Here is a 26,162-nt window from a genome sequence, read left to right as displayed (position 1 = left end):
TCCAAACAACAACAAAAAGGGGAGAACTAACGATGCACAGCAACGTGAAACGTAGCCTGATAGCGGCCAGCCTCGCGCTGGCCTTCTCCATGCCGGCCGCCGCGCAACTGGCGGGACGTCCGGTCGTACTGGTGCATGGCTTCCAGTACAGCGATCTGTCCAACCCGCCGACCACTCTTCAGCAGGTCGAGCAGAACGGATACAACTACTGGCAGGCATTCTGGGATGCCCATGCCGATGCGCGCATCGACTGGGCCAGCAACCTGCGCCTGGAAAGCGGTATCGCCCAGGAAGCCTTCACACAACTCAAGCAGATCTCCCAAAGCGGCCTCTGCAACAGCGGCTGTGTATTCGTCACCCATTCGACCGGTGACCTGGTCACCCGCTATGTGATGGAAAACCAGGCCCATTGGCTGCAGGCAGCCGGTTATCAGCCGCTGAAGGTCCTGGCGGTAATCGACTTCGCCGGCGCTGGCGGCGGCACCGAACTCGCCAACGATGCGATCAGCATCGCCTACAGCAACGCCTGGTACAACGACGCGCTCAAAGCAGCGGTCAAGGCATTTACCGGCATCGATCCGACACCGGGCAAAATGGGCGTGGTCAACGACCTGCAGACTACAGTGGCACGTAACGAAGCGGTCAGCCCGACCAGCATTCCGCACCTGCGCTTTGTCGGTGGCGGCTCGGAATACGGCGGTATCACCAGCCCCTTCATCTCCGGTACGGATGACGGTGTCGTGCCGCTGCACTCGGCCTGTGGCGCCACAACGGTCGGTGCCTACGACAGCTGCGTCAATTACGTAAACCTGGACGGTAAACGGACTTCCGTTTCTGCACCCGGAGCGCTTTACTACAACTACTATCCGGTTCTGATGAGCGCCGGTATCAATCACGGTCAGACCATCGACACCACCACCGGCAATGACATCACTTACGCCGACAACAACTTTGGCGTCAACGGTATCAATGTCGACTTCAGCACCTACACTTACCAGTACAAGCCCTGGTGGGATATCTTCGGTAGCAAGTCCACCTACCAGAAGATAACCAACGGCTCGAGCTACAGCATGTCGGGCCTGGTCTTCCAGACGCTTAACCAGTAACAGGCCGCCTCGAAACGGGCCCGCACCTGTGGCGGGTCCGTTTTTTCGTTCAGCCCCGCGATTCCTGGCTCAGCGGTTTGGTCAGCGGCGCCTTCGGTTTCTGGAACAGGATCAGGTTGCCGCAAAGGGCCAACGCCGTACCGATCCAGGCACTCGGCGTCCAGTGGAAGCCTTCCAGCCAGGTCGACACCGTCAATGCCACGATAGGGAAGAGAACGGTGGCGTAACCCGCCTTTTCCGCTCCCAGTTCACGGATCACGATCAGATAGGTGGCAAAGGCGACAATGGAGCCGGGAACAGCCAGGAACAGCGTCGCCCACCAGAAACCGCTGGCCTGCGGCAATGTCCAGTGCACACCGTTCAACAGGCACCAGGCCCCCAACACGAGGGCGCCGTACAGCATGGCCCAGGTATTTCCCGCCAGCAACGGGATACCGGCTGCCCGAACCTTGACCGTGACCAGGTTGCCACAGGAGAACCAGTAGGTTCCGGCCACGGCGAACAGAATCGATCCCAACGTCGCATCGCCCTGGGTTACATCCTGCCAGAACAGCAAGGTAACGCCGAGTACACCCAACGCGGCTGCCGGATAGATACGGGCACTCGGTTTCTGGCGCAGCCAGATCCAGCCGTTCAGCGCATTGAACAGGGACGCCAGGGAAAACAGGACCGCCAGCAGACCGCTGGTCATATGCTCCGCCGCCCGGTAGATCAGCAGGAAATTGACACTGAACAGCATCAGTCCCTGCAGCACCAGCCAGCCATGCTGACGCAGGGTGAGCCGGGGCAGCCGGCGCGCCAGGCCCAGCGACAAAAGCGCAATGGCCGAGGCCGCGACAAAGCGGTAGAACACCGACAGGTCGACCACCGCATAGGCCACCTGAATGTGAATGGCGGTCCAGGTCAGACCCCAGATCAGGACCGTCAAACCATAGGCAAGGGAAACAGGCATCATCGTAATCCAGCTGGTTTATGCTGGCCCATTGTGAACGAATGGCGCCAGTGCCGCTTGCAGAATCTTGCGGAGCCTTGGATGGATTCGATCATGACTGATACGGCGCCTCTTGCCCTTATGCCTTCGATCATCGGATCATGTAACGCTGAACCACGGATAATCGCCATGCAGCCAACCGACATGCCCACCACCGACAGAGATGTCGCCTCCGCGTTGCGCCGCGCCGGTGCGGCGCCGCTGCGTACCGTCACGCTGGACGGCGGCATGGCGCTGGCCAGTTGGGAAAACCGTCAGGGCGAAGCCCATTACGAGCGCCCCAAACACCATGCGCTCAGCGTTTACACCCTCGCCGGCAACAGGACCAGCCGCCTGGTGGCGGGAAGGCCGGTCAGTCATGGCTTCCAGGGCGCGGTCTGCCTGTTCCCGGCACAAAGCCAGTCCCACTGGCTGATCGAAGATCACTTCCAGTTCCTCCACCTGTATTTCGACGATACCGATCTGCAACGCTGTATCGAACAGGTCTGGGACAGTGAATCGCGCCACATTTCGCTGACGGAACGCTATCAGGTCGCCGATCCGCTCCTGGCGCAAGCCGGCCAGCTTCTGGCCTCGACAGCCTGGGAAAGTCCCACCGAACGCCTGGCTGTCGACCACCTGACCCAATGGCTGCTGTTGCAGGTCGTCGAGCGCCACTCCAGCCAGCTGCGGCGCGCGCCCAAAGTCCGGGGCGGGCTCTCTGCCGAACAAAGCCGCCGGGTCCGCGAGTTCATCGAGAGTCACCTGGCGGAACCCATCAGCCTTAATCAGCTGGCTGAACTGGTGCACCTTAGCCCCTGGCATTTCTCGCGCCTGTTCCGAACCAGCTTCGGTGCGCCGCCCCACCGGTATCTGCTGCATCGCCGGCTGGAGCGCGCGCGACACCTGCTGCGCGCCAGTGATGCCAAGATCATGGCCATCGCACTGGAATGCGGCTTCACGGATCAAAGCCAGTTCACTCGCGCCTTCCGCCAGCGCTACGGTGTTACGCCCGGCCGCTTCCGATAGAGGCACGGCGTCGCCAAACATGTTCGGGCTGGTCTATGCTGTGATCTTCACGATCGATTTTCCGGAGTTCCCGATGCGTTTGATTATCCTGTTGGCAGCCATGTTGATCGTGGGCCTGCTCGTGCTGAAATCCATGCATCCGGCAGCGCCGCCCGCCACGACGGCGACCACCGGCAACACACAGAATCCGCCAGCTGTGCCAACGACGCCTCAAGGTGTGCCCACCTTCGAAAAAGACATGAATCATTTCGTGAACAAGACGGAACAAGCGCAGAAAAAGCAAATCCAACAGGCCACACAATAACAAGACAGAGTCGCCCGGAATGATATTGATGCCCCTGTCGCAAACGGATTTCGATCCGTCGGAAGCGGCCATTACCTGGAAGGTCCTGAGCGATGCCGGACTGGACGTCAGCTTTGCGACCCCCACAGGTCAACCCGCAGCGGCCGATCCGCGTATGCTGACCGGCGCCGGCCTCGGCCCCCTTAAACCGGTCCTGATGGCTCGCCGCGACGCGCTGGACGCCTATGATGCCATGCTGCGCAGCCCCGCCTACCAACATCCGCTGACCTATGAAGCGGTGGCACCGGACGACATCCAGGCACTGATCCTGCCCGGCGGCCATGCACCGGGCATGAGGCCCTATCTGGAATCCCCGTTGCTGCAGAAGCTGGTCGTGTCGGTGATGGATGCGGAGCGGCCGCTCGCGGCCATCTGCCACGGTGTGCTCCTGGCCGCCCGCAGCCTGCGCGAGGACGGCCGTTCGGTACTCTTCGGCAAACGCTGCACCTGCCTGCTGCGGTCCCAGGAAATGGCGGCCTATAACCTGACCCGAGCCTGGCTGGGTACCTACTATCGAACCTATCCGGATACCACGACCCAGGAGGAGGTGGTGTCCTTCCTGCGCGCCCCGGGAGACTTCGAGGCCGGTCCCATACCCATGCTGCGCGACACGCCGGATAAGCTGGACAGGGGATTCGTCGTCACCGATGGCAACCTGATCACCGCCCGCTGGCCGGGCGATCTTTACAACTTCGGACAGGCTATTCTCCGCCAGCTTAAACCTTGACCGCTCGCGCCAGACTTCAGTTGCGACATTGGTCCAATATCCGCACCCTGGACAGGGGTATTACATAGGCATCAGAACGTTCGGCGTCACCCGCCTGGACGTTCCCGTTTTCCGAGCAAGACTACAACAATAACGTATAGCGGGCGCGCCTCCGGCCAGGATCGGCCCGCCCCGGAAAAGGAGACCGGCGTATGACATCCGAAGAGGCTTTCCGTAAAGCCCGAGACTTCCTGCTCGCCCACCGAGAGGACTACAACACCGCCTACCGCGATTTCCAGTGGCCCCAACTGGACCAGTTCAACTGGGCACTCGACTATTTCGACGCTTACGCCCAGGACAACAAGCGTCTTGCCCTCTGGCTGGTCGACGAAGACGGTACCGAAGAACGCTTCACCTACGACCAGATGCGCCTGCGCTCGAATCAGGTTGCCAACTACTTGCGGCGCCTGGGCGTCAGGCGGGGCGACACCCTGTTGCTGATGCTGGATAACGAGCTGGCCCTGTGGGAAACCATGCTGGCCGCCATCAAGCTGGGTGCCGTCATGATTCCCGCCACCACCCTGCTGTCGGAGACGGACCTGAAGGACCGGCTGGAGCGGGGAGAAGCCACACACCTGGTGGTCGGTGCCGCCTACGTGGACAAGTTCGAACGACTCGGTCAGGCGCTGACGCGCATTGTGGTCGGCGGTGAAGTCGCCGGCTGGCAGCCCTTTAGCAACGCCTATGGCGAGGCCGAGGCCTTCACGCCGGAGGGCGTGACCCGGGCCACGGACCCACTGTTGCTCTACTTCACCTCGGGCACCACATCGCGCCCCAAACTGGTCCTGCACACCCACCAGAGTTACCCGGTCGGCAGCCTTTCGACCCTCTACTGGATAGGCCTGCGACCCGATGACATCCATTACAACATCAGTTCGCCCGGTTGGGCCAAACATGCCTGGAGTAATTTCTTCACGCCCTTCGATGCCGGTTGCACGGTGTTTATCTATCGCGCTGCCCGCTTCAGCGCCCCTGATGTCCTGCGTGTGATTCAGGAAAAAGGCGTCACCTCGCTGTGCGCCCCGCCGACGGTCTGGCGCGCGCTGATCCAGGAGGACCTCGCCGCCTGCAAGACCCAGCTCCGGGGCCTGGTGGGAGCCGGCGAACCGCTAAACCCGGAAGTCATCGCCCAGGTCGAACAGGCCTGGGGGCTAACCATCCGCGACGGTTACGGCCAAACCGAGACCACAGCCCAGGTCGGCAACCCGCCGGGACAGCCACTGCAACCCGGTTCGATGGGACGACCATTGCCCGGCTACCGGGTAGCCCTGCTTGATCCCCAGGGGAGGGAAACGGACGAAGGTGAAATCGCGTTGGCACTGAACCCGCGCCCACTGGGACTGATGGATCAGTACCGTGGGGACCCGGAACGCACGGCCCGGGCCATCGCCGATGGCTACTACCGCACCGGCGACGTCGCACGTCGCGACGAAAAGGGCTATCTCTGGTACGTGGGGCGGGCGGATGATGTGTTCAAAAGCTCAGACTACCGGGTCAGCCCCTTCGAGCTGGAATCCATACTGATCGAGCACGAAGCCGTGGCGGAAGCGGCCGTCGTACCCAGCCCCGACCCACTGAAACTGAATGTGCCCAAAGCCTATGTCGTACTGACCCGGGATCGCGAACCCGATAGGGACACGGCCCGCACACTGTTCGCTTTCATTCGCGAGCATATGGCGCCTTATGCCCGCGTACGCCGGCTGCAGTTTATGGAACTTCCGAAAACCGTCTCCGGTAAGATCCGGCGCGTGGAACTGCGCCAGCATGCCGCCTCGGCAGATCGCCCGGACGGCGAGTTCCGGGAAGAGGATTTCCCGGAACTGAAACGCTGACGCCTCCGCACGCCTACACCGCCGTCGCAGCATATTCCGGCGGCGGTGTCTCAAGTACCTCGAATCAGGAAGCGCGGTCCACCAGCACCCGAGCCGCATCCAGATCCCAGCCGGCATGAACGCGACAGCCGATGTCCAGCTCAGCGATCTGCCCGGTCGGTATATCCGCCAGTAGCCGTTCGCCGTTGTCGAGTTGCACCGTCAGGCGGGTGGTCGCCCCCAGGAACACGCGCTCCTGCACGGTCCCCACCAAGGTATGCTCAGGCTGAGGCGTTCCGTTCAGAACGCTGAGCTGAACATGCTCCGGGCGCAAATACACCTGAACGTTTTCGTCACGGCCGATGCCCCGCGCATTGGACGCCGGCAGTCGCATCCGGTTGACCAGAATCGTCCCGTTCTCGCTATCGACGACCTGGCCGGCCAGCACACTGGAGACCCCGATAAAACGGGCGACGAAGTCGTGGGCCGGATCCTGGTAGATCTCAGCGGGCGCACCGACCTGAACCAGGTCACCCTGATACATCACCGCAACGCGGTCCGAAATCGACAGTGCCTCTTCCTGGTCGTGGGTCACGAAGACCGTCGTAATGCCGGTTTCCCGCTGAATACGGCGAATCTCCTCGCGCAGCTGCACCCGCACCTGGGCGTCGAGTGCCGAAAGCGGTTCATCGAGCAGCAACAGGGCAGGCTGTATCGCCAGGGCCCGCGCCAGGGCAACACGCTGCTGCTGTCCGCCGGACAGTTGGTGAGGGTACTTCCCGGCATGCTCGGCCAGCCCCACGAGTTCCAGCATCTCCGCGGCACGCCGTTGCTGTTCAGTGACATTGACCTTGCGGACCCGCAGGCCGAAGCGCACATTTTCCGTCGCCGTCATGTTGGGGAACAGGCTGTAGGCCTGGAAGACCATGCCGATATTGCGTCGATTGGCCGGCAACTGGCCGATATCCAGGTCACCCAGGCGGACGCTGCCCTGATCGGCCCGTTCAAAACCGGCGATGATACGCAGCAATGTCGTTTTGCCGCACCCTGAAGGTCCCAGCAGAGACAGGAATTCACCCGGCGCCAGCGTCAATGAAATATCGTTCAGGACAGTACGGCCAGCGAATTGTTTGGCGACCTTATCAATGATCAATGAGGACATCAGCGAGCTCCTCCGAGCGTTGCCTGACCACGGCCCGTTACCAGGACACCGAGCATCGCCAGCCAGGTCATCAGAAAGCTGAGCAGCGTAAGCGCGGCGGCCTCGGTTGCCGAGGTCTGGCCGATATAGTTGATATAAACCGCAAAGGTGTTGAACAAGAGCACGTTAGCGAAGGTGAACTCGCCCATGACGATCGCGATCGTCAGCAGCGCCGCACCGGCCAGTGCGCTGGTGAGGTTGGGAATCAGCACCCGGAAGAACAGCGTTCCCCAACCGCCACCCAGGCTCTGGGAGGCTTCGGTCAGGGTTTTCAGGTCGAGGGAACTCATGCCCACGTCCAGCGCCCGGTACGTGTAGGGCAACGCCAGAATCACGTACGGAACGATCAGGAAGTTGGACGTCCCGACAAACCAGGCCGGCCCGGTATAGAGCGCCGTCAGGCCCGCCACCAACGCGATGGGTGGCACCACAAACGGCAGGATGGAAACGAAGTCGAACAGCGGCTTGAAGGATTTCGCCTTCAGGTGCATCCAAAACACCGCCGGCACCAGGATGACCAGGGTGACAACGATGGTTTCCAGCGCCAGCCTGAGCGACAGCCAGAGGCTTTCCCACAGCTCATCCTGATGTACAAGGCTGACATAGGCGCGCAGACCGTAGCGGTCGCCGCCTTCCCAGAAACTGAACACGCCGGTCGCCACCAGCGGCAACAGGAAATAGAGGCCAACCAGGGACAGCACGACAAGCCGTCCCCACGAGGAAGACTGACGGTTCATCATGAGCGCGACCACCGCCCCGCACGGCGCATGGCCAGTGCGTATATCAAAATGACGACCACCATCACCCCGATCATACCCAGCGCCAGCGCAGCGCCAGTCTGCTGCGACAACATGACATTCCCGGACAGCACGTTACTGATCTCCACCGGAACCAGTGCCAGTATCCCGGAGGTCAGGGCATAGGGCGTGGCATACGCCGAAAAGGCATTGCCGAACAGCAGCAGGAAAGCCGACAACAGGGAAGGCCAGAGAATCGGCAAACCGACATGACGCCAATATTCCCAACGACCGGCTCCCAGACTGTCGGCCGCTTCACGCCATTCACGACGCAGGCCCTCGATGGCCGGCGTGATGATGATGACCATCAGCGGGATCTGGAAATAGGCGTAAACGACGATCAAGCCGCTCACCGAATAGAGGCTGAAGCCGCTGCCATAGAGATCGATACCCAGGTTCTTGAGCCACAGGGTAATCATCCCCAGGTTGCCGAGCGTCGCGATAAAGGCAAACGCCAGAGGCACGCCGGCAAAATTGGCGGCCACCGCGCTGAACGATGTCACCATCGAACGCAGGCCGCGGGGAGTGCCCGGCAACTGGATCAGGTAGGCCAGTACACCGCCGACCACCAGCCCTACGGTGGCAGAAAGCGATGACAGCACAACAGAGTTGAAAAACGCGGTTACCGTCTGATGCTGGCCCAACTGCGCCACGTATTTCAGGGTAAGCCCATGCTCACCCGTAAACGCCTGCTGGAACAGCCTGAGGGCAGGCAATACCAGGAACGCCAGGACATAGAGCAGGAAGGGACCGATAAAGACGAGCGTCAGCAGAGCGCCCGACCGGACACGCAGTCCGGTCGGGCGGGTTGTTGCAATGGATTCCATCAAACCTTAACCATCTTGGTCCATTCAGACTTGAGAAGGTTCTGTGCCTTTTCCGTTTGGGCCTTGCTCGGGAACATGGCCTTCTTGTAGGGCTCTGCCGGAGGCAGTTGCGCCAACAGGTGCTCAGGAATCACGCCGCGGCTCACCATGTCGGAGAAGCGGGCCGGGTGGGCGAAACCTTCCAGATAGATGAGCTGGCCCGCGTCGGAATAGAGGAACTCCTGCCACAGGCGTGCTGCCTTCGGGTTCGGCGCATAGGCGCTGATGGCCTGGCAGTAGAAACTCCCGTAAGGCGCGGCATCCTCGGCGATCAGTACATCGATCTCGATCATGCCCTTGTTCTTTTTCGCCTGGGCCAGGTTGAGATAATCCCAGTTGATCACGATCGGGGTTTGACCGGATACCAGACTGGCTGAAGTCGCCGAAGACGGGTTGAAGTTGCCTGCTTTGGCCAGCTTGGCGAAGAACTCGATGCCCGGGCCGATATCATCCAGCGAACCACCGTTGGCCAGCGACGCTGCGAAAACGGCACCAAAGGCTGCACCGGCGCCCAGCGGACTGCCGTTCAAGGCCACCATGCCCTTGTATTCCGGCTTGAGCAGGTCGTTCCAGGTGCGCGGTGATGTCTTCACCACCGAACGGTTTACGCCAAACGACTCGATACCGAAATAGTCGCCGTACCAGAGGCCGTCAGCATCCTTCATGTTGTCCGGGATGCTATCCCAGGTGCTGACCTTGTAGGGCTGAAACAGGTGTTCGGAAACACCGGCAAGCGCAAAGGAAGGACCGACATCCACAACGTCGGGACCACGGCGCTGACCTTTGAGGGAGCGCACAGCCTGCAGCTCCTGCGCCGAGCTGGCATCCGGCGATGCACTGTGCACACGCAGGCCGTAAAGGCGCTCGAACTCACGGATCATCTTGCCGTAGTTGGCCCAATCCGGCGGCAGCGCGATGGCGTTGAGACGCCCTTCTTTCTTGGCAGCCTCAATCAGCGCCTTGTTTTTCGGATGCGATGCTGCGAATGCCATGCCGCTCAATCCCGGCAGGAACATGGACGCAACACCAACACCAAAGGCACCAGCTCCAAATTTCAGGAACTTACGGCGATCCAACTGACCACGTTTATCGTTCACATTCGTCCCCTAGTATGAAATATTAGAAATGAAATCTGGAAGCACGCTAAACCCTTTTTGTGGCATTTATATGACAATTGCGCGCCAGCTATGACACCTGCCATCAACATTGCCAAGAAAGCCCGCATCGACTTCAGGACGCACAGCTACACCCATGACAAGGATGCCCCCTCCTATGGCGAGGAAGCGGCGGAAAAACTGGGATTGTCGCTTGAGCAGGTCTTCAAGACGCTGGTGGTCGAGGACGAGGAGCGCCACCTGGCCGTTGCCGTGGTGCCGGTCTCGGGGCAACTGGACCTGAAGGCCGTCGCCGCCGCGCTGAAGGTCAAGAAGGTCAAGATGGCAGCGCCGGACGTGGTCGAGCGCAGCTCCGGCTATGTGCTGGGAGGCGTCAGCCCCCTGGGGCAGAAGAAAAGGCTGCGGACGCTGATCGACACCAGCGCCCGCCACCATGCCACCATATTCGTCAGTGCCGGTCGGCGGGGGCTGGAGATCGAGCTGTCCGCAGACGACCTCGCCACCCTGACCGCGGCCGGTTTCGCCGATATCGGCCGTTAAGACCGCCAGAACGGCTTGTTGACCTCCACCTGACGTTCCACCTCACCCACACCGATATCGCAGAGTTGGTGCGGCGACATATCCGCCAGGTAACGCCGCGTCCGGGCGCGCAACCTCCATTCTTGCACCAATGCATAAGCCTGATTTATCTTCTTAACAAGTGCCGTATTACGCATAGCCCTATCCTCCATGCCTGTTAACCCCAATCCTAGGGAGACGCGTAAAAGCTGAAAAACGGGATTTTCTGACCAAGAAATAAGAAAAACTTATGAGCAACATTTATCAGATCCGGCACATCAAGGCGCTACAGGTATTTGTCGCCGTCTGTGAAACCGGCGGTTTTACGGCAGCCGCCAGTGCGCTCAACGTATCGCAGGCCGCCGTAAGCCAGCAGATCCGCCTGCTCGAGGACTGGCTGGAAACCCCACTCTTCCTGCGACAGCACCATCACCTCGAGCCGACCCCCGCCGCCGAAGCACTGCTGCCGCTGGCAAGAGAGGGTTTCTCCCTGATCGCCCGCGGCATGGACCAGGTCAAGCAACGGGAAGACCCTCACCGTCTGACGGTGACGGCGCTGCCGTCCTTTACCAGTCGCTGGTTGGTACCCCGTCTGGGTCGTTTTATGGCGGGTAGGGATATACAGGTTCATCTGGTGCCAACCGACAACCTGCTGGACTACGACCGCAATGACATCGACGTGGGGATTCGCCTGGGAAGCGGAAACTATCCGGACCTGGATACCGAATTTCTCTGCGTGGACCCGCTGTTTCCCGTCTACAACCCCCGCCAGATGCCCCTAAACGGCAAGCTCACCGAACCGGCGGATTTGCTAAGGCAGCCGCTGCTGATCGACAACAGCCCGGCGGTGATGGGATGGGAAGGATGGTTCGAGGCCGCCGGCGTTCAGGAGGTACCCCTCCGTCCGGTCGTTATGATTACCGATGCCAGCATGCTGATCGATGCTGCCGTACGCGGTCAGGGCGTCGCCCTGGCGCGGGACCTGCTGGTTCAGGAAGAGTTGGAAGCGGGGCGACTGGTCGCCCCGTTCGATATTCGGGTAACGCCTGACTTTGCCTACTACCTGGTCACACCGCCCCACAAGAGCCGGTCACCCAAAGTGAAAGCCTTTTCGGCCTGGCTTCGCGCCGAGCTCGCGCAAGGCTGAACGATCCGGCCGCAGCGCCCTCAGGTTCTGCGGCAGGGGTGATCGTTACGGATAGACGGCCAGATACTGCCCGTCAGGCTCCACCTTGAAGGCCTGGAAGGGGCTACCGGAACGCTCGCCGAACATGTTGAATCCCATGGGACCGGTAATCCCAGGGAAGAACTGCAGGCGGTGCGCGTAAGGCAGGTAATGGAAACGGGTGTGAATGTAGCTGGCCAGCCGCTCCGGATCCAGGCTACGGGTCGAGAGAGCCGCGTAGACGATGAGGCGCATGCCATCGGCATTGGTCAACGTATAGATGCTCGGCGGCATGGTGCCATAAGCCTGCTTATAGGCGGCGAGGAATTCCTTGGCCTGCGGATAGGGCAGGTTTTCAGGCGCCGGGAAGTTGATGATCACCGACCCTACTGCAGCAGCGCCGGCCAGGTGTGCAAACTGGACGTTCTGGTTGGCATCACCGCCGACAAAATCGGCACTTAAGCCGACACTGGCTTCCTGCGCGCGGATACGACCGCCGTCCGAATAGTATCCGGAAAAATAGATCACGTCGGGGTTCTTTGCCCTGGCAGCCGCCAACACCGAGCGAAAGTTCTTTTCGCCCGCCTTGATGTAGCCCCGATAGACCACATTCCCCCCATCCTTCTCGACCTCACTGACGACCGAGTCGCCCAGGCCCTTGGAGAAGCTGGAGTGGTCCGAAAGCACCGCGACCCGCTTGTAATGCTTGGCGTCGACCAGATAGTGGCCGGTGAAGCGTGCCTCGGCACTGTTGGGCGGCGCGTTGCGGAAGAACAGGCGATAGCCGTGCAGCACCAGTTCCTCAGCCGTGCCATCGCTGGTCTGCAGCACATGAGCCTTGGCGTAGATCGGCTGGGATGCAGCCGTGGCACCGGACGTGTAACTACCGACCACGGCAAACACACCCTCCGACACCAGTTTCTCCGCGCAGGCCTTGGCTTTTGCCGCGTCACCACCGTCATCACAGGCAACTACGTTGACCTTGTGCCCCACCAGTCCACCTTTCTCGTTGAGCTTGCTGGCGATCAGCTTAACGGCGTTTTCGATCCCTTGCCCCTCGTTGGCGTATTGCCCACTGAGCGGCACCTGCACACCGACGGTAACGGAAGGTGAGGCAGCCATTGCCACAGACGCCAAAGTCGAGGAGAAGAACGCCAGCGCCAGTCGGGTTGTTTTCTTTAACATGAAGAGTCCCTGCTATCCTGTTGCGCGAGAAAAGTCCGCCGGGAATACGGGGTGCTGATCAGAGAAACGGCCATTAAGGAGCGTACGTTTTTATCGTTGGCCAGTGGTGAAAGACCGCGGTAAACGACCCATAGCTCCGATCAACCCAGCGCTGCTTTTATCATGTGAGGCCAGGCCCGGCCATACTACCTTCCGACGGTGAGCGCCGTGTCACCCAGCCTTGCGAACCGCGGCTTTCACACTTTTTTGCAATCAATTCAATAGATAAGTTCCCCTACATGCAGGGCGGCAACACCTTTTACGATTACAGCCCGTAACGAATCTACGCAAAACTGCAACCATTTGACGGCCCTCAGCCCTTTGCAGGACGGCCTCGTCAGATGCATTGCCGCCGATGCTGGAGTAAAGTGGCCCACGGCGATTGATGACGGATCACAATGAATAATAAGACGACCGGGCGCCGGCATTTTCCGCGCCGACCTGTCCTGCGCCGCAGCCTGCTCGGCTGGCTGGGTGGCGCCGCACTTTGCATGGCTTTCAGTTACGCTGTCCTGGTCTGGAGCGAGCGGGCTTCCGTGCGCCACCTGACGGACACCAGTCGCCAACGCCTGGATTTCTATACCGCCACGCTTGACAGCGCCCTCGACAAGTATGAATCCCTGCCGTTTTTCCTGTCGCTGGAGCGGGACGCCCAGACCCTGCTGCGAACCCCCGAAAACCGGCCCCTGACGGACAAGGTTAACCGTTACCTGGAGCTGCTCCAGCGGCAATCGAAAGTGTCGGCCATCTACATCCTGGATGCCCGCGGCAATACCGTTGCAGCCAGCAACTGGGATCAGCCGGTCTCCTTCATGCATCACAACTATGCGTTTCGCCCCTATTACCGCGAAGCGATCAGCCAGGGTGCCGGCAAGTTCTTCGCCGTCGGCGCCACCACACGCGAACCCGGCTATTTCCTGTCCCACCGGGTCGGGCCCGCCGACCATCCCCTCGGCGTGGTGGTGGTTAAGGTACGACTCGACGACCTGGAAGCCTCCTGGGGGCAGAGCGGCGACACCCTGATCGTCACCGATGCCGACGGCGTGATCTTCCTGAGTTCCGTGCCTGCCTGGAAATACCGCACACTGGCGCCGCTGACACCGGCTATCCAGGCACGCATCGCCGCAACCCGCCAATACTCGCCCTTTGCTCCGACGCCCTTGCTGAAGCGTGGCTCGCTGGATCTGCACAAGGCCGTGCAGATCGCCAAGCTGCCCGTTCCCGGTCAGCCATCGGCAAAACGCCCGGTCCAGCACGACTACCTGATGGTGTCCCACTCCGTGGGACGACTGGGCTGGCGTCTTTTCCTGCTGAGCGACATGCAGCAGGGCAAAACGGCAGCACTCAGCCTGGCGGCCGCGGCCGGTTTCGGATTGGGCTTCCTGCTGATGATCGGCTTCTACCTGCGCATGGATTACCGACGCAAGCAGGAGCGCCTGGAGGCCCGCGCCGCCTTGCAGCAGGCCTATGACGATCTCGAGGATCGCATCGCCGAACGCACGGCCGCATTGACCAGCGCCAATGCTGAGCTGCTGCAGAAGATCGGCGAACTCAAGCGCACCGAAAAGATGCTGTGGAGCGCCCAGGACGAACTGGTACAGGCCGGCAAGCTGGCCGTACTCGGACAGATGGCGGCTGGCCTGACCCATGAGCTGGGCCAGCCGTTGGCCGCCATGCGCACCCTGTCCGACAACGCCGAAACCCTGTTATCCCGCAACAAGCCCGAAGACGCCTCGGAAAACCTGCGGATGATTGGCGAACTCTGCAACCGGATGGGACAGATCGTCAGTCAGCTCAAGGCGTTTTCCCGTAAGCAGCCTCCAGAGAGAGTGGCGGTGCCGATCAGTCAGGCCATCGACGAAGCGCGCATGCTGGTCGACAACCTGTACAAGGACACCCGCGTCCATCTCCACCTGGAACTACCCGCAACGCCGGTCGCCGTCATGGGCGACGAGGTGCGCCTGGTACAGGTGCTGGTTAACCTGCTACGCAACGCCGCCGATGCCGTGGCTCAGACCGAACCCCGCGAGGTGGCGGTGGCCGTCACGGCAACCGACGAGCAGGTGACCATCGCTGTGCGGGATTCCGGACCGGGTATCGCGCCAAACGTCCTGCCGCACCTGTTCGAACCCTTTTTCACCACCAAGTCCACCCATGGCGGTATTGGCCTGGGCCTGGCCATATCCCGAGCCATTATCGAAGCCATGGGCGGCAGCCTGACCGTGCATAACCGGGATATCGGTGCGGAGTTCACCCTGACATTGACACCGGCCCGCCTGACCGAAAGCGCAGGGCCTTTTGCCGAGACTCACTGAAACCGGCACGGTCTATGCTGCACTAGCCATCGAACCGCTTTCTGACAGCACGGCTTATCGTGCAATGTTGAGGATAATCCGTTGGAAAACCTGAGTGTGCTGTTGATCGAAGACGAGCCGGCCGTGCGCAAGGGGCTCACCCAGGCACTGGAGCTGGCCGGCATCAGCGTTCAGGCCTGTGAAGATGCTGAAACCGCATTGGACGGTCTGACGGCCGACTTCGCCGGGGTCGTCGTCAGCGACGTCAAACTGCCCGGTCAGGATGGCCTCGCCGTGCTGAGTGCGGTACAGACCCTCGATGCCAGCATTCCGGTCATCCTGATCACCAGTCACGGCGAGGTTTCCATGGCGGTCCAGGCCATGCGCGATGGCGCCTATGACTTCCTGGAAAAGCCTTTCCCCTCGAAACGCCTCGTCGATGTCGTTAACCGGGCGCTGGAAAAACGGGCACTGGTCCTGGAAAACCTGCGCCTGCGCCAGTTACTGGAACGCCAGTCAGCCAACCTGCTGATCGGCGGATCGCCTGCCATGGTGAAGTTGCGCGCTCAGGTGGCGAGCATCGGGCCCACGGCCGCCGACATCCTGATCCACGGCGAAACCGGTGCCGGCAAGGAACGCCTGGCGCGCGCCCTGCACGACGCCAGCGGACGACGCGGTCCCTTCGTCGCCATCAACTGCGGCGCTATCCCGGAGACGGTCTTCGAAAGCGAAATCTTCGGCCACGAGTCGGGCGCCTTTACCGGTGCCACCAAGCAGCGCATCGGCAAGATCGAATTCGCCGCCAACGGCACCCTGTTCCTCGACGAAATCGAAAGCATGCCCCTGTCGCTGCAGGTCAAGATGCTGCGCGTGCTGCAGGAACGTCAACTGGAGCGTCTGGGCGGCAATCAGGCCATCGATATCAGTTGCCGGGTGATCGCCGCCAGCAAGGCTGACCTGAAAGCCGAATCCGAAGCCGCACGCTTTCGCGCCGACCTCTACTATCGCCTCAACGTGGTCACGCTCGACCTGCCGCCCCTGCGTGCCCGCCGGGAGGACATTCCGCTGCTGGTGATCCATTTCGGTCGCCAGGCGGCAAAACGCTATGACCGACCGGAACCGGCCTGGGATCAGGCCATGCTGGGGCGCTGGATGCAGCACGACTGGCCGGGCAATGTGCGGGAGTTACGTAATGCCGTGGACCGGGTCGTGCTCGGACTGGACGCCGAACCGACGCCCCTGACGGCCACCAGCGGCCAGCCGCCGCTGCCGACCCGGTTGGAAGCCTATGAGCGCTCGCTTATTGAGACGGAGCTGCGCCAGACCGACGGTAACGTCGCGGAGGCCGCCGAGCGACTGGGGATTCCCCGCAAGACGCTGTATGACAAACTGCAACGCCTGGCCATTCGGCCGGAAGCCTATCGGGAGTAACCCTGAATTCCGGAAAACCGCACAGATCGATGACGCTTTGTGCGGATTTCCGGAATATCGGAACAGCACCGCCGGGCGCATCCGCACCTGCGCGCCCAACGGCTCTCATCCAATCCTTTCATTTCTCACTCATTTTCACGCATCCGGCGGCAACGTCTCTCGGCAGCTCCGTCCTGGCACAGTTCCTGCGATAGATCAGGTTCGATGCCTGGGATCCCGGTACGGCCCCAGGCATCAACCCCCACAATAAAAATTGAGGACCTGTCATGTACCGATCCATCCTGCGCGCTGTCGCGCTCATCGCTCTGCTCTGTACGAACCTGACCCCGGCCGCCCAGGCCAAGGACTTCATCACCATACTCACCGGCGGCACCAGCGGCATTTACTACCCGCTGGGCGTGGCCCTGTCGCGTCTCTACACCCAGGCGCTGCCAGAGGCCTCGGTCACCGTGCAGTCGACCAAGGGCTCCGTCGCCAACCTGAACCTGCTGCAGAAACAACGTGGCGAGCTGGCCTTCAGTCTCGGCGACGCCGTGGTTGATGCCTGGCACGGCAATGCCCAGGCAGGCTTCCCGAAAAAGCTTGACCGCCTGCGGATGGTGGCCGGAATCTATTCCAACTACATCCAGATCGTCGCCCGTGCCGACTCCGGCATTCACAGCCTCGCGGACCTCAAAGGCAAGCGGATCTCGGTGGGTGCGCCCAAGTCCGGTACGGAACTCAATGCCCGCCGCATCTTCAAGGCCGCCGGCCTCTCCTATAAGGACTTCGCCCAGGTCCAGTACCTGCCGTTCGGCGAATCGGTGCAGTTGATGAAAAACCACCAGTTGGACGTCACCCTGCAGTCCGCCGGCCTTGGCGTCTCCTCGATCCGTGACCTGGCCGCTACCAACAAGATCGTGATCGTGCCGATTCCCAAGTCCGTCGTCGAGAAGACCGGCAATCCAGCCTACCGTTCCGACGTGATCCCGGCAGGCACCTATGACGGCCAGGACAAGGCCGTCCCGACGGTCGCCATCCAGAACTTCCTGATAACCCGTGCCGGTGTCTCCGATGCCGATGTCTATGCCATGACGAAGGCGCTTTTCACTCACCGGGACCAGTTGATCGCCGCCCATAACGCGGCCAAGGGCATCACGCTGTCCCATGCCCTGCTGAAAACCCCTCTGCCGCTGCACCCCGGCGCTGCCAAGTATTACCGCGAAGTCGGCCTGTTGAAGTAACAACGTGAACGCGACGTTCTCCGCCGCCGGCCCAGCCGGTGGCGGAGATACTGACAGGACGAGGTAACTATCGATGGCACACCCAAAGCCCGAAGCACCGGCCAGCACGCCCCTCGACGGGAACGCACTGGATGTTGCGGCGCACCCCGAACCCGCCGAGCCGACGGACAATCTCCGAACCGGCGCCGGTATTGCCCGCTGGCTGATGATGACCGGCGCCTTCACTTTTTCTTTCTATCAGTTGGTGATTGCAGCGTTCAGCCCGCTGTCGAGCCAGGTGACCCGCTCGATACACGTGGGCTTCCTCCTGCTGATGACCTTCCTGATCTACCCGATGCTGTCGTCCGGCCGGATGAAGCGGCTGCCGTGGTATGACGTCGCGTTGGCGCTGACCGGCTTTGCCCTGGGTTTCTATCACTGGATTTTCGAAGCCGACCTGATTCAGCGGGCCGGCTCACCGACGACCACGGACCTGGTGGTCGGCACCGTCGTCATCCTGCTGGTTTTCGAGGCCTCGCGACGGGTGCTGGGCCTGGCACTTCCGCTGATCTGCGGGCTGTTCCTGGCCTACGGATTTTTCGGTCAGTACCTGCCCGGCGATTTTGCACACAGGCCATACGCCTATGACCAGATCGTGTCCCAACTCTATCTGGGAGTGGAAGGTATCTACGGCATACCGACCCTGGTATCGGCGACCTATATCTTTCTGTTCATCCTGTTCGGTGCCTTCCTCGAACAGGCCGGCATGATCCAGCTGTTCAACAACCTGGCGCTGGGGTTCGTCGGCCAGAGCCGCGGCGGCCCCGCCAAGGTCGCCGTAATTTCCTCCGGGCTGATGGGGTCGATAAGCGGTTCCGGCGTCGCCAATGTGCTGACGGTGGGCCAGTTCACGATTCCCCTGATGAAGCGTTTCGGTTACAGCCCGGTGTTCGCCGCCGCCGTGGAAGCGACGTCCAGCATGGGCGGGCAGATCATGCCGCCGGTAATGGGCGCCGTCGCCTTTATCATGGCCGAGACGCTGAACATCCCCTACGTCGAGGTGTGCAAGACGGCGCTGATCCCTGCCGTGCTCTACTACGCAACGGCGTTCTGGATGGTCCACCTGGAAGCCGGACGCCGGAACCTGCACGGGCTGGACAAGGACCAGTGTCCCAATCCCTGGAAAGCCATGCGGGAGAGATGGTACCTGCTGGCGCCGCTGGCTGCCCTGGTTTTCATGCTGTTCGAGGGCTTCACGCCCATGTACGCCGGTCTGACGGGTCTTGCGCTGACGGCAGTACTGATCCTGGGCGCCACCCTGACGGCGGCCATCGGCCCCACCGTGTTCCGGATCTTTTTCTGGATCGTCATCGGTCTCGGCGCGGCCGCCTTCGTCAAGCTGGGCATCTGGGCCATCCTCAGTCTGATTGCCGTGCTGCTGCTCGGTAACCTGTTCGTCAAGGGAGGCCGGAAAACGCTCCACATCATGCGCACCAGCCTGATCAACGGCGCCCGTCATGCGGTGCCGGTGGGCATGGCCTGTGCCCTGGTCGGCGTGATCGTCGGTATCCTCACCCTGACCGGTGTCGCCACCAGCTTCGCCGGTTTCATCATTGCCGTCGGCAGTCACAGCCTGTTCGCATCGCTGGTGCTGACGATGCTGGTGTGCCTGATCCTGGGTATGGGCATTCCCACCATTCCCAACTACATCATCACCAGCTCGATCGCCGCGCCCGCCCTGCTCAAGCTCGGCGTACCGCTGATCGTGTCACACCTGTTCGTGTTCTATTTCGGCATCATGGCTGACCTGACCCCGCCGGTGGCGCTAGCTGCCTTTGCGGCGGCCTCCATTGCCAAGGCGTCGCCGATGAAGATCGGTTTCAAGGCCACCCAGATTGCCATCGCCGGTTTCGTCATTCCCTATATGGCGGTCTATCACCCGGCCCTGGTAATGCAGGGCGGAACCTGGGCGGACACGGGATACCTGGTGGGCAAGGCCGTGCTGGCCATCGGGCTCTGGGGCGCGGCGTCCATCGGCTACCTGTACGTGCCGCTGAAGTGGTCCGAACGGATCCTGGCATTGATTGCGGCCATTCTGCTGGTCGCGGTCATTCCCTACAGCGATACCCTCGGTTTCTGCCTGGCGGCGATATTCCTTATTCGTCACGGGCTGAGCCGGCGTCGGCAGCCGGTACAGCACCTGGTCTGAGCTCCCCTCCCTGTCCCGCCGGCCGACCGGCGGGACCGCTCTACTGCAAACCCTGCTTGTCGATGCGGTACCTGAGCTGACGCAGGGGTTCCTGGTTGGCCGCCTCAGGCATCGATTCCGTGTGGTGCATCAGGGGTGGGCGATGCGTTTCGTTGTGGGAAGGCAGGTGAACCCGGCTCTCCTTGGCGGTGACCTCCTGGATATGCTGGCCGGCAATAAACTCCTCGTCCGACACCAGCACAGTGCGCTCCAGCACGTTCTGCAACTGCCGGATGTTGCCTGGCCAATCGAATCGTTCCAGCACCTTGAGTGCCTCGGCGGAAAGGCTCATGTTACGGCCGTAGTTGTGGTTGGTCGCACCGGTAAAACTCCCACGCCAATGGCCGAATAGCTCCGATTCCGGCAGGTCGGACGGGATCGCCGCACAATTGATGCAGATAAAAGGTTTCTCGCGCTGGTCGCTCTGCTGGTGGATCATCCGCGCACTTTTCCTTGCCGGTGCCGGACTCGCCCAACAGCATCACGGGAGCATCGCTCTTGGCCACCTGGATCGCCGAACGGACGGCATCCATCAGCGCCTTGCTGGAACCCAGGATGCCGTGGGACAGGCTCTTCTTCATCTACGAGAACCTGACAGCGCGGCAGAACCTGGAACGGCCCTACCCCCAACGGCCGCACTGTCTTCGGCAGCCTGTTTTTCCGGCGCACACCGGCGATCCGCCAGCGCGTCGCCGAAGTGGCAGAGATGATCTACCTGGTGGAGGACCTGGAACGCAGTGCCGGCCTGCTCAGTCACGGCCAGAAACAGTGGCTGGAGATCGGCATGCTGCTGATCCAGGACCCGGAGCTGCTGATGCTCTACGAGCCGACCGAAGGCATACAGCCGTCGATCATCAAGCAGTTGGCGCAAACGCTGAATGAGATCAAGAAGCTGCGAAAGCTGAGTATCGTGGTGTCCGAACAGGTACTGAGTTTTGCCACCGCGGTGGCGGACAGGATGTTGGTGATCGACAAGGGACGCATCGTGCACGAAGCGGCGGGGGAGGACATCGATGCCGCACACATCAGCCGTTTCCTGTCGGTCTGAGGTGTAAGACGCCGCCAGCACAGGGACGTGCTGTAGACACCGGCGTCCGCCGGCAAAACCCCCGATGGTTCGGTTTTAGACTATTGTGCGCCCCTCAGACACTCTTCAGACTGCGGTGATCGATGACAAAACCTTCAGGATCACGTAATGCACTCGGAATGGCTGGATAGGATTAAGGCGCACCCACTGCTGGCATCGGCCATCATTCTGGCACTGATTGGCCTGGGTACTCTCTGGGAGTGGCTGGGGTCCAATCCTTTCCTGCTGTCACCGCCCTGAACGCAGCGCCCCTGTTGTCAGGCAATCCGGAAACGTCCGACCATACTGCGCAACTCCTCCGCCATACGCGCCAGGCCGCCACTGGCCTGACTGATCTCCGAAGCGGCTTCAGCACTCTGATCCGCCACCGAGGCTATCGTGACGATCCGCTGATTCATATCCTCGGCCACGGCACTCTGTTCCTCGGCGGCGCTGGCAATCTGGATATTCATGTCATTGATGCTGGCCACGGAATTATTGATCGAAACCAGCGCTTCTCCGGCCATCTGCGCCTGACCAACAGCCTCACCCGCAACCGCCTTACCCTGTTGCATCATGCCGACCGTACTGCGGCTTTCCTGCTGCAACTGTTCGATGGTGCGATGGATCTCTTCTGTTGACTCAGCCGTGCGCTGTGCCAGGGCGCGCACCTCCTCGGCAACCACGGCAAACCCGCGCCCCTGGTCGCCGGCCCGGGCGGCTTCGATAGCGGCATTGAGCGCCAGCAGGTTCGTCTGCTCGGCAATGCCGCGGATCACTTCCAACACGCTGCCGATCGCCACACTTTTCTGATCCAGGGCTTCCATGGCATGCGCTGCGGTATCCACCTGGGAGGCCAGCTGCCGGATCATGCCCACCGCTTTCTCCACAACGCTGCTGCCGTTATCGGATTCCGCCGTAGCCGAGTTCGCCGCTTCCGCCGCCCGCGCGGCATGTTGCGCCACTTCCTGCACCGTCGCCGCCATTTCGTTCATCGCCGTCGCAATTTCACTGGTTTCCTGCTGCTGCTCAACGACGGCCCCGCGGTTACGGTCGGACACCGTCGCCGTCTGTTCTGCCGCCGCCGCCAACTGGCTCACTACGTCAGAAATGCGAGAGACCAGTTGGCCGAGATCGTGCTGTATCTTCTGCGCACTGCCTGCCACCTGGCCCAGTTCATCATGGGTGCTACGGCGCACGGGCTGCGAAAAATCGCCGTTGGCCAGACGCGCCAAGTCCTCGACCAACTCCTGCGCCGGCCGGGTCACGCTATGACGTAACAGCCAGAGGAAGACGACGAACGCCACCAGAACGGCGATCAGGATGGCGGCAACGCAATCAATGAAACGGTGCATGGTAATACGCTGGGTGTCCTTGGCCTGGCCAGACGTATGTTGTTCCATGCGTGTCAGCAAGGCCTTCATCGCCTTCGTAGCCGGGTCACTAAGCCCGGTGACCACGGCATAGGCACTGATGGCGTTAAAACCGCTGTCATAGAAAAACTTGAGGCCATCCTTGTAGCCGGCATCCATCTTCTTGTGGGCGGCGATGAAGGCCTTCATCAGGGTGATCGTCTGAGGGTCGGACAACTTGGAAAGCATGTTCGTCGCCTCGTTGTCGAGCGACTTGGATCGCGCCCAGAAGCGCTTTTCGTAATCCCGCCTGCCAGGGTCCGAGCCGAGCAACAGAATCTGGCTCCAATCGGCCAACTGCAAATCGAGCTCGTGCCCCAACTGCATTACTTCGCGCTCGTTGGCAACATTATGGTGCAACAGGCCCTGATACGCCTGAATGCCGTGCCACGCTGTCGCCATGGCAATCATCGCGGCGCTAATGACCAGGAAGGTGCCAATGCCGGTCGTTAACAGCATCTTGTTCCTAATACTTGCAGTTACCCGCTTCAACATTTCGCCAACTCCTCAGCCGCCCGAAGCCCATTGCGGGCCGGATGTTCGTCGCGCAGACAGATTCATCGGTGGGCAAAAGAAAAGTGCCGCCCATGCCGACTACAACTGCAATTTCCGGCCAAAGCTCATTGTAAAGCTTTGGCCCAGCGACTTCCCTCAATCGGCATTAGCGAAACGGCTAACAATGCATGACGTAGGTAATGCACCCTGGCAACGATCAGCCAAGGCCCGGCTTGTTCTCAGCGAGGCTGTTCAGGCATAGCTGTGCCTGTTGGACGAAGTGGCAGAACGCCTGAAACTGGTCCGCGCCGGCGACCAGAGGAAGTTCGCCATTGTCGGCATAGATCATCGCGACCAGGCGATCCCCCACGAAAAGCGGACCAAAGAGCCCTGGACGCCGACCGATATGACGGTCGAACGCCGGTAAAGCGAGACCATTGAAGTTGGGGTCCTTCTCAGGGACAAAGGCATAGGACTGGCGCGACCGGCTCAGCGCAGCCAGAAAGTCCCCGGCCTCGGTCTCGACGACGAGATTTTCACGCCAATGATGACTGCCGTCGCCCAAGACCTTACGGGCGGTGAAGCGTCCCTGCTGGCGCTCTCGCATCAGCAACGCCACCCGCCCCAGCCCGACGGCCCGGTGAATACCTTCGACCACCGTCTGAAACACCAGGTTGATATCCGGCTTTTCCACCATCAGGGCCGACAATTCACGCAGGATCTGCAGCTGCAGGATCGGATCCCCCTGCGGCTGGAGGCTGTCGTCGACCATCATGTCGGCATCCTGGTCCGGCAACAGCGAGGTAATCTGACGCATGCCGTAAGTGACGGCAATATTCGCCGCCTCCTTGGCATTCAGGCGAACCTGGTCCCGCAGGGTGGCGACGGATTCTCCCAGTTGCTCGGACAGGGTGCCCAACACGCGATCAACGTCGGGATGGCGCCACCCCTGTTCGGCCGCTTCGACCAGGATCAGGGCGTTGCGTACCAGGCTCACCGGACCGGAATTGGTCGAGCTGCCGCTAACCACATCCTTCACGAAGGGACCGAGGCTCCACGCGTCGGCCAGCCCACGGGTGATCGACACGAAGGTCGTACCGAGAATCCGCCGCTGCGCCGCGGCACCATCTTCCTGATGAAACTGGGCATCCAACTCGTCTGCCTGCGGTGTCCGGCAGGACCAAAACGCCATTTCGCCGATGTTGCTCAGCAAGGCACCGATGAAGACTTGCTCTCGGCGCTCCTCGCTCAATTTCGGCAACAGGCAACGGGCCTGAACCGCGGCATGGAGCGCACGGGCCAGACAACGCAACAGGTGAATCCGGGGATTCTTGGTCAACAGGGAATCGATAACCAGTGAAGAGATCGCCATGGCCTTGACCGAGTCGAAGCCGATCAGGGTGATGGCCCGGCTAACGGTACTGACCGAGGTGCGGGTCTGGTTGTAGAACACGGTGTTGGACAGACGCAGTACCTGGGAAGTGAGGTCTGCGTCCTTGAGAATGACATCGGCCAGCTGGTTGACAGTACTGTTGCTGTTATCCGTCAATTCGCTGATTTCTTTAAGCGTTTGCGCCAATACGGGTAATTCGACGCGGCTCAGGTAATCCACCCAACCGCTGGTTGAGCCTTTGGCGGGAGCCCGGCCCTGTTGATTCGTCATCGCGTTGTCCTGCGTGCCTGATATTTTATTGAAATTTGGCACATCCCTGCCGAGCAACGAGCGTCACGTCACAAAACGCTCATCAACTTACAAGGATAGACAGATCTCGAATTCTTGCCGAACAACACACCGCAATTTCACAGGGCTCACCTGCCGAATCAGAAAACCAGGGTAAACAGCAATACCCCGATAACCAGTCCCACGCCGAAGCTGATCAGGAACCGGTTGATCATCGGGTAATCGAGCGAATCGCCGTGTTCGCCGGGTAAGGGTTTCTTGGCAGATGCCATGGTGGGCCTCCTTGGGTCATGGCGCGGATGTATCGTTCTAACTGTCACGCCGTCTCAGTATAGAACCTGCTCGAACCTTGCTTCTCGTCAGGGTGAAGCCTCAGCAACCGTTTTGGGCTCAGCGTAGTCTCGGCCCGCTTTAGAGAGGAACGCCTCGCCATCCCGTTTACCCAATGCATAGGCAGCCCGGATTCCTGCCGGATCGGTGTAATCCCAACTGGATACGGGGGGCGGTTCCGAGGGCTGAACGTAATGCCGTCCTGGCACCTGCGGCAACATTCGGTAAGGCCGGGTGAGCAGGACCAGGGTCGGCGACTGTTCGGACTCCACATCGCCAACACCTTCGACCGGCACGTTATCGACCAGCCCGCCATCAAGCGCAGCCTGCTGCTTCCAAACACTCAGGGGGGTGAACGGCGGCGTGCAGGACGACGCGAGAATCAAGTCCGCCAACTGCTCACGGCTTTCACAGTCACCCGCGCTGAAGAATTCCGCCCGAAATCCCAGGCGCCGACCAAAGGTCGGATGCACCGGGTGACGCCATTGTTTTTCCAGCTGGTAGGCGCCGATCCCCACCAAAGTTGCCCATCGCGGCGACAACCAGGACGGAATCCGCGAGATTTCGATGCGGTTTTCCGGCCCCTGGCGCAAACGTTTAAAAGCGGCTTCGTCCATCACCTGTAACAGGATCTGTCGATAGATAGCAGCATGGGGGAAAACCGGATCGGCCCGCAGAAGGTTGCCCCAATACTGGTTACGCGGATTACGACTGATCGCATCGCAGGTGATTTCCACGGTATCGTCGATACAGTCGGCCAGGATCGCGCAGGATAGCGCCGCGCCGGCACTGACCGAGGCTACCCTGCTTGGCGCCAACCCCGTGGCAGGTGCCACGACCTGCCAGAAGCCGGCCTGCCAGAAACAGCGATTACCGCCGCCGGCAAAGACGACATTCCTGATCGAAGAGAGATCCTGCATGCTGGCATCACCTCGCTGGGCACGGCTGGGATAGATTCGGGACCCGGGTGATTTTCGCCCTCCGGGCGTCCAGAGGCAATGACGCCGACAAGAAAGCGCCGGACAGAAATCCCCGAGACCATTCCAATGATC

General features: G+C 61.1%; 25 protein-coding genes and 1 pseudogene. 13 read left to right on the top strand and 13 right to left on the bottom strand.

What is annotated here, in order from left to right; genetic code table 11:
- Positions 1 to 32 precede the first annotated feature (32 nt).
- Complete coding sequence (locus CLR77_RS06250; protein ID WP_227519832.1) at positions 33 to 1,106, top strand: hypothetical protein; 1,074 nt, start codon at positions 33 to 35, stop codon at positions 1,104 to 1,106.
- Between the two features lie 49 nt (positions 1,107 to 1,155).
- Here the strand turns inward: CLR77_RS06250 and CLR77_RS06245 are convergent, their stop codons facing one another.
- A complete protein-coding gene (locus CLR77_RS06245; protein ID WP_097459777.1) occupies positions 1,156 to 2,058 on the bottom strand; it encodes a DMT family transporter in 903 nt (300 codons plus the stop codon).
- A gap of 168 nt (positions 2,059 to 2,226) precedes the next feature.
- On the opposite strand from CLR77_RS06245, the gene CLR77_RS06240 reads away from it, so the two are divergent.
- From CLR77_RS06240 to CLR77_RS06225, 4 genes are all read left to right on the top strand, one after another.
- Positions 2,227 to 3,105, top strand: coding sequence for an AraC family transcriptional regulator (locus CLR77_RS06240; protein ID WP_097459776.1), 879 nt, complete (start codon positions 2,227 to 2,229; stop codon positions 3,103 to 3,105).
- Positions 3,106 to 3,124: 19 nt separating this feature from the next.
- A complete protein-coding gene (locus tag CLR77_RS06235) occupies positions 3,125 to 3,409 on the top strand; it encodes a hypothetical protein (RefSeq protein ID WP_097459775.1) in 285 nt (94 codons plus the stop codon).
- A 28-nt stretch (positions 3,410 to 3,437) separates the two neighbouring features.
- Positions 3,438 to 4,175 (top strand): type 1 glutamine amidotransferase domain-containing protein, encoded by a 738-nt coding sequence (locus tag CLR77_RS06230; protein WP_198962695.1) that lies wholly within the window; start codon positions 3,438 to 3,440, stop codon positions 4,173 to 4,175.
- A gap of 191 nt (positions 4,176 to 4,366) precedes the next feature.
- Complete coding sequence (locus CLR77_RS06225) at positions 4,367 to 6,046, top strand: AMP-binding protein (protein ID WP_097459773.1); 1,680 nt, start codon at positions 4,367 to 4,369, stop codon at positions 6,044 to 6,046.
- A 64-nt stretch (positions 6,047 to 6,110) separates the two neighbouring features.
- Here CLR77_RS06225 and CLR77_RS06220 read toward each other — a convergent pair whose 3' ends face one another.
- Genes CLR77_RS06220 through CLR77_RS06205 form a run of 4 tightly spaced genes read right to left on the bottom strand, consistent with a single transcriptional unit; the run spans position 6,111 to position 9,986 of the window.
- Complete coding sequence (locus CLR77_RS06220) at positions 6,111 to 7,187, bottom strand: ABC transporter ATP-binding protein (RefSeq protein WP_097459772.1); 1,077 nt, start codon at positions 7,185 to 7,187, stop codon at positions 6,111 to 6,113.
- Positions 7,187 to 7,966, bottom strand: a complete 780-nt coding sequence (locus CLR77_RS06215; protein WP_198962694.1) for an ABC transporter permease — start codon at positions 7,964 to 7,966, stop codon at positions 7,187 to 7,189. The genes CLR77_RS06220 and CLR77_RS06215 overlap by 1 nt, the downstream gene beginning before the upstream one ends.
- A complete protein-coding gene (locus CLR77_RS06210) occupies positions 7,963 to 8,850 on the bottom strand; it encodes an ABC transporter permease (protein ID WP_097459771.1) in 888 nt (295 codons plus the stop codon). The genes CLR77_RS06215 and CLR77_RS06210 overlap by 4 nt, the downstream gene beginning before the upstream one ends.
- Positions 8,850 to 9,986, bottom strand: coding sequence for an ABC transporter substrate-binding protein (locus CLR77_RS06205; RefSeq protein WP_198962693.1), 1,137 nt, complete (start codon positions 9,984 to 9,986; stop codon positions 8,850 to 8,852). Before CLR77_RS06205 ends, CLR77_RS06210 begins: the two co-directional genes overlap by 1 nt.
- Positions 9,987 to 10,076: 90 nt before the next feature.
- Between CLR77_RS06205 and ybaK the strand changes: the two genes are divergently transcribed.
- Entirely contained in the window at positions 10,077 to 10,544 is a 468-nt protein-coding gene (gene ybaK / locus CLR77_RS06200; protein ID WP_097459770.1) for a Cys-tRNA(Pro) deacylase, read from the top strand.
- Here ybaK and CLR77_RS06195 read toward each other — a convergent pair.
- A complete protein-coding gene (locus tag CLR77_RS06195; RefSeq protein WP_097459769.1) occupies positions 10,541 to 10,720 on the bottom strand; it encodes a DUF1127 domain-containing protein in 180 nt (59 codons plus the stop codon). The two genes, ybaK and CLR77_RS06195, sit on opposite strands and share 4 nt — an antisense overlap.
- 92 nt (positions 10,721 to 10,812) lie before the next feature.
- Here CLR77_RS06195 and CLR77_RS06190 point away from each other — a divergent pair, with 92 nt between their 5' ends.
- Positions 10,813 to 11,709 carry a LysR substrate-binding domain-containing protein gene (locus CLR77_RS06190; RefSeq protein WP_097459768.1) on the top strand — a complete coding sequence of 299 codons (897 nt, stop codon included), beginning with the start codon at positions 10,813 to 10,815 and terminating at the stop codon, positions 11,707 to 11,709.
- Positions 11,710 to 11,754: 45 nt separating this feature from the next.
- Here CLR77_RS06190 and CLR77_RS06185 read toward each other — a convergent pair whose 3' ends face one another.
- Positions 11,755 to 12,912 (bottom strand): branched-chain amino acid ABC transporter substrate-binding protein, encoded by a 1,158-nt coding sequence (locus CLR77_RS06185; RefSeq protein WP_097459767.1) that lies wholly within the window; start codon positions 12,910 to 12,912, stop codon positions 11,755 to 11,757.
- A gap of 437 nt (positions 12,913 to 13,349) precedes the next feature.
- Here CLR77_RS06185 and CLR77_RS06180 point away from each other — a divergent pair, with 437 nt between their 5' ends.
- The 4 genes from CLR77_RS06180 (at position 13,350) to CLR77_RS06165 (ending at position 20,087) form a co-directional block, all read left to right on the top strand.
- Positions 13,350 to 15,266, top strand: a complete 1,917-nt coding sequence (locus tag CLR77_RS06180) for a sensor histidine kinase (protein ID WP_097459766.1) — start codon at positions 13,350 to 13,352, stop codon at positions 15,264 to 15,266.
- Between the two features lie 81 nt (positions 15,267 to 15,347).
- Complete coding sequence (locus tag CLR77_RS06175) at positions 15,348 to 16,676, top strand: sigma-54-dependent transcriptional regulator (RefSeq protein WP_097459765.1); 1,329 nt, start codon at positions 15,348 to 15,350, stop codon at positions 16,674 to 16,676.
- Between the two features lie 266 nt (positions 16,677 to 16,942).
- A complete protein-coding gene (locus tag CLR77_RS06170) occupies positions 16,943 to 17,899 on the top strand; it encodes a TAXI family TRAP transporter solute-binding subunit (RefSeq protein ID WP_097459764.1) in 957 nt (318 codons plus the stop codon).
- A gap of 205 nt (positions 17,900 to 18,104) precedes the next feature.
- Positions 18,105 to 20,087 carry a TRAP transporter permease gene (locus CLR77_RS06165; protein ID WP_097459899.1) on the top strand — a complete coding sequence of 661 codons (1,983 nt, stop codon included), beginning with the start codon at positions 18,105 to 18,107 and terminating at the stop codon, positions 20,085 to 20,087.
- 40 nt (positions 20,088 to 20,127) lie between these two features.
- Here CLR77_RS06165 and CLR77_RS20500 read toward each other — a convergent pair whose 3' ends face one another.
- Both CLR77_RS20500 and CLR77_RS20585 read right to left on the bottom strand, forming a co-directional pair.
- A complete protein-coding gene (locus tag CLR77_RS20500) occupies positions 20,128 to 20,493 on the bottom strand; it encodes a sigma 54-interacting transcriptional regulator (RefSeq protein WP_454786171.1) in 366 nt (121 codons plus the stop codon).
- Positions 20,482 to 20,659: pseudogene (locus CLR77_RS20585) on the bottom strand (sigma 54-interacting transcriptional regulator); the annotation flags it as partial. The pseudogene CLR77_RS20585 and the gene CLR77_RS20500, both read right to left, overlap by 12 nt.
- A gap of 173 nt (positions 20,660 to 20,832) precedes the next feature.
- Between CLR77_RS20585 and CLR77_RS06155 the strand changes: the two are divergent.
- Both CLR77_RS06155 and CLR77_RS20435 read left to right on the top strand, forming a co-directional pair.
- Entirely contained in the window at positions 20,833 to 21,174 is a 342-nt protein-coding gene (locus CLR77_RS06155) for a hypothetical protein (protein WP_097459763.1), read from the top strand.
- A gap of 147 nt (positions 21,175 to 21,321) precedes the next feature.
- Positions 21,322 to 21,453, top strand: a complete 132-nt coding sequence (locus CLR77_RS20435; RefSeq protein WP_264754679.1) for a hypothetical protein — start codon at positions 21,322 to 21,324, stop codon at positions 21,451 to 21,453.
- A gap of 17 nt (positions 21,454 to 21,470) precedes the next feature.
- Here CLR77_RS20435 and CLR77_RS06150 read toward each other — a convergent pair whose 3' ends face one another.
- From CLR77_RS06150 to CLR77_RS06140, 4 genes are all read right to left on the bottom strand, one after another.
- Positions 21,471 to 23,063, bottom strand: coding sequence for a methyl-accepting chemotaxis protein (locus tag CLR77_RS06150; protein ID WP_158227131.1), 1,593 nt, complete (start codon positions 23,061 to 23,063; stop codon positions 21,471 to 21,473).
- A gap of 253 nt (positions 23,064 to 23,316) precedes the next feature.
- Complete coding sequence (locus CLR77_RS06145) at positions 23,317 to 24,762, bottom strand: HDOD domain-containing protein (protein WP_097459761.1); 1,446 nt, start codon at positions 24,760 to 24,762, stop codon at positions 23,317 to 23,319.
- A 158-nt stretch (positions 24,763 to 24,920) separates the two neighbouring features.
- Positions 24,921 to 25,052, bottom strand: coding sequence for a hypothetical protein (locus tag CLR77_RS20430; RefSeq protein WP_264754678.1), 132 nt, complete (start codon positions 25,050 to 25,052; stop codon positions 24,921 to 24,923).
- An 87-nt stretch (positions 25,053 to 25,139) separates the two neighbouring features.
- Complete coding sequence (locus CLR77_RS06140) at positions 25,140 to 26,030, bottom strand: patatin-like phospholipase family protein (RefSeq protein ID WP_097459760.1); 891 nt, start codon at positions 26,028 to 26,030, stop codon at positions 25,140 to 25,142.
- Positions 26,031 to 26,162: the final 132 nt, after the last annotated feature.

Origin of the sequence: Mangrovitalea sediminis (assembly GCF_002514725.1) — a bacterium.
GTDB classification, from domain to species: domain Bacteria; phylum Pseudomonadota; class Gammaproteobacteria; order Pseudomonadales; family Oleiphilaceae; genus Mangrovitalea; species Mangrovitalea sediminis.
Note: the sequence above shows the minus strand (reverse complement) of the source record. Positions and strands in the feature narration are given on the sequence as shown.

Bases quoted from the DNA above. Each gene is read 5' to 3' on its own strand.
- CLR77_RS06250 (WP_227519832.1), top strand. From the start codon at position 33: ATGCACAGCAACGTGAAACGTAGCCTGATAGCGGCCAGCCTCGCGCTG.
- CLR77_RS06245 (WP_097459777.1), bottom strand. From the start codon at position 2,058: ATGCCTGTTTCCCTTGCCTATGGTTTGACGGTCCTGATCTGGGGTCTG.
- CLR77_RS06240 (WP_097459776.1), top strand. From the start codon at position 2,227: ATGCAGCCAACCGACATGCCCACCACCGACAGAGATGTCGCCTCCGCG.
- CLR77_RS06235 (WP_097459775.1), top strand. From the start codon at position 3,125: ATGTTCGGGCTGGTCTATGCTGTGATCTTCACGATCGATTTTCCGGAG.
- CLR77_RS06230 (WP_198962695.1), top strand. From the start codon at position 3,438: ATGCCCCTGTCGCAAACGGATTTCGATCCGTCGGAAGCGGCCATTACC.
- CLR77_RS06225 (WP_097459773.1), top strand. From the start codon at position 4,367: ATGACATCCGAAGAGGCTTTCCGTAAAGCCCGAGACTTCCTGCTCGCC.
- CLR77_RS06220 (WP_097459772.1), bottom strand. From the start codon at position 7,187: ATGTCCTCATTGATCATTGATAAGGTCGCCAAACAATTCGCTGGCCGT.
- CLR77_RS06215 (WP_198962694.1), bottom strand. From the start codon at position 7,966: ATGATGAACCGTCAGTCTTCCTCGTGGGGACGGCTTGTCGTGCTGTCC.
- CLR77_RS06210 (WP_097459771.1), bottom strand. From the start codon at position 8,850: ATGGAATCCATTGCAACAACCCGCCCGACCGGACTGCGTGTCCGGTCG.
- ybaK (WP_097459770.1), top strand. From the start codon at position 10,077: ATGACACCTGCCATCAACATTGCCAAGAAAGCCCGCATCGACTTCAGG.
- CLR77_RS06195 (WP_097459769.1), bottom strand. From the start codon at position 10,720: ATGCGTAATACGGCACTTGTTAAGAAGATAAATCAGGCTTATGCATTG.
- CLR77_RS06190 (WP_097459768.1), top strand. From the start codon at position 10,813: ATGAGCAACATTTATCAGATCCGGCACATCAAGGCGCTACAGGTATTT.
- CLR77_RS06185 (WP_097459767.1), bottom strand. From the start codon at position 12,912: ATGTTAAAGAAAACAACCCGACTGGCGCTGGCGTTCTTCTCCTCGACT.
- CLR77_RS06180 (WP_097459766.1), top strand. From the start codon at position 13,350: ATGAATAATAAGACGACCGGGCGCCGGCATTTTCCGCGCCGACCTGTC.
- CLR77_RS06170 (WP_097459764.1), top strand. From the start codon at position 16,943: ATGTACCGATCCATCCTGCGCGCTGTCGCGCTCATCGCTCTGCTCTGT.
- CLR77_RS06165 (WP_097459899.1), top strand. From the start codon at position 18,105: ATGATGACCGGCGCCTTCACTTTTTCTTTCTATCAGTTGGTGATTGCA.
- CLR77_RS06155 (WP_097459763.1), top strand. From the start codon at position 20,833: ATGATCTACCTGGTGGAGGACCTGGAACGCAGTGCCGGCCTGCTCAGT.
- CLR77_RS20435 (WP_264754679.1), top strand. From the start codon at position 21,322: ATGCACTCGGAATGGCTGGATAGGATTAAGGCGCACCCACTGCTGGCA.
- CLR77_RS06150 (WP_158227131.1), bottom strand. From the start codon at position 23,063: ATGCTGTTAACGACCGGCATTGGCACCTTCCTGGTCATTAGCGCCGCG.
- CLR77_RS06145 (WP_097459761.1), bottom strand. From the start codon at position 24,762: ATGACGAATCAACAGGGCCGGGCTCCCGCCAAAGGCTCAACCAGCGGT.
- CLR77_RS20430 (WP_264754678.1), bottom strand. From the start codon at position 25,052: ATGGCATCTGCCAAGAAACCCTTACCCGGCGAACACGGCGATTCGCTC.
- CLR77_RS06140 (WP_097459760.1), bottom strand. From the start codon at position 26,030: ATGCAGGATCTCTCTTCGATCAGGAATGTCGTCTTTGCCGGCGGCGGT.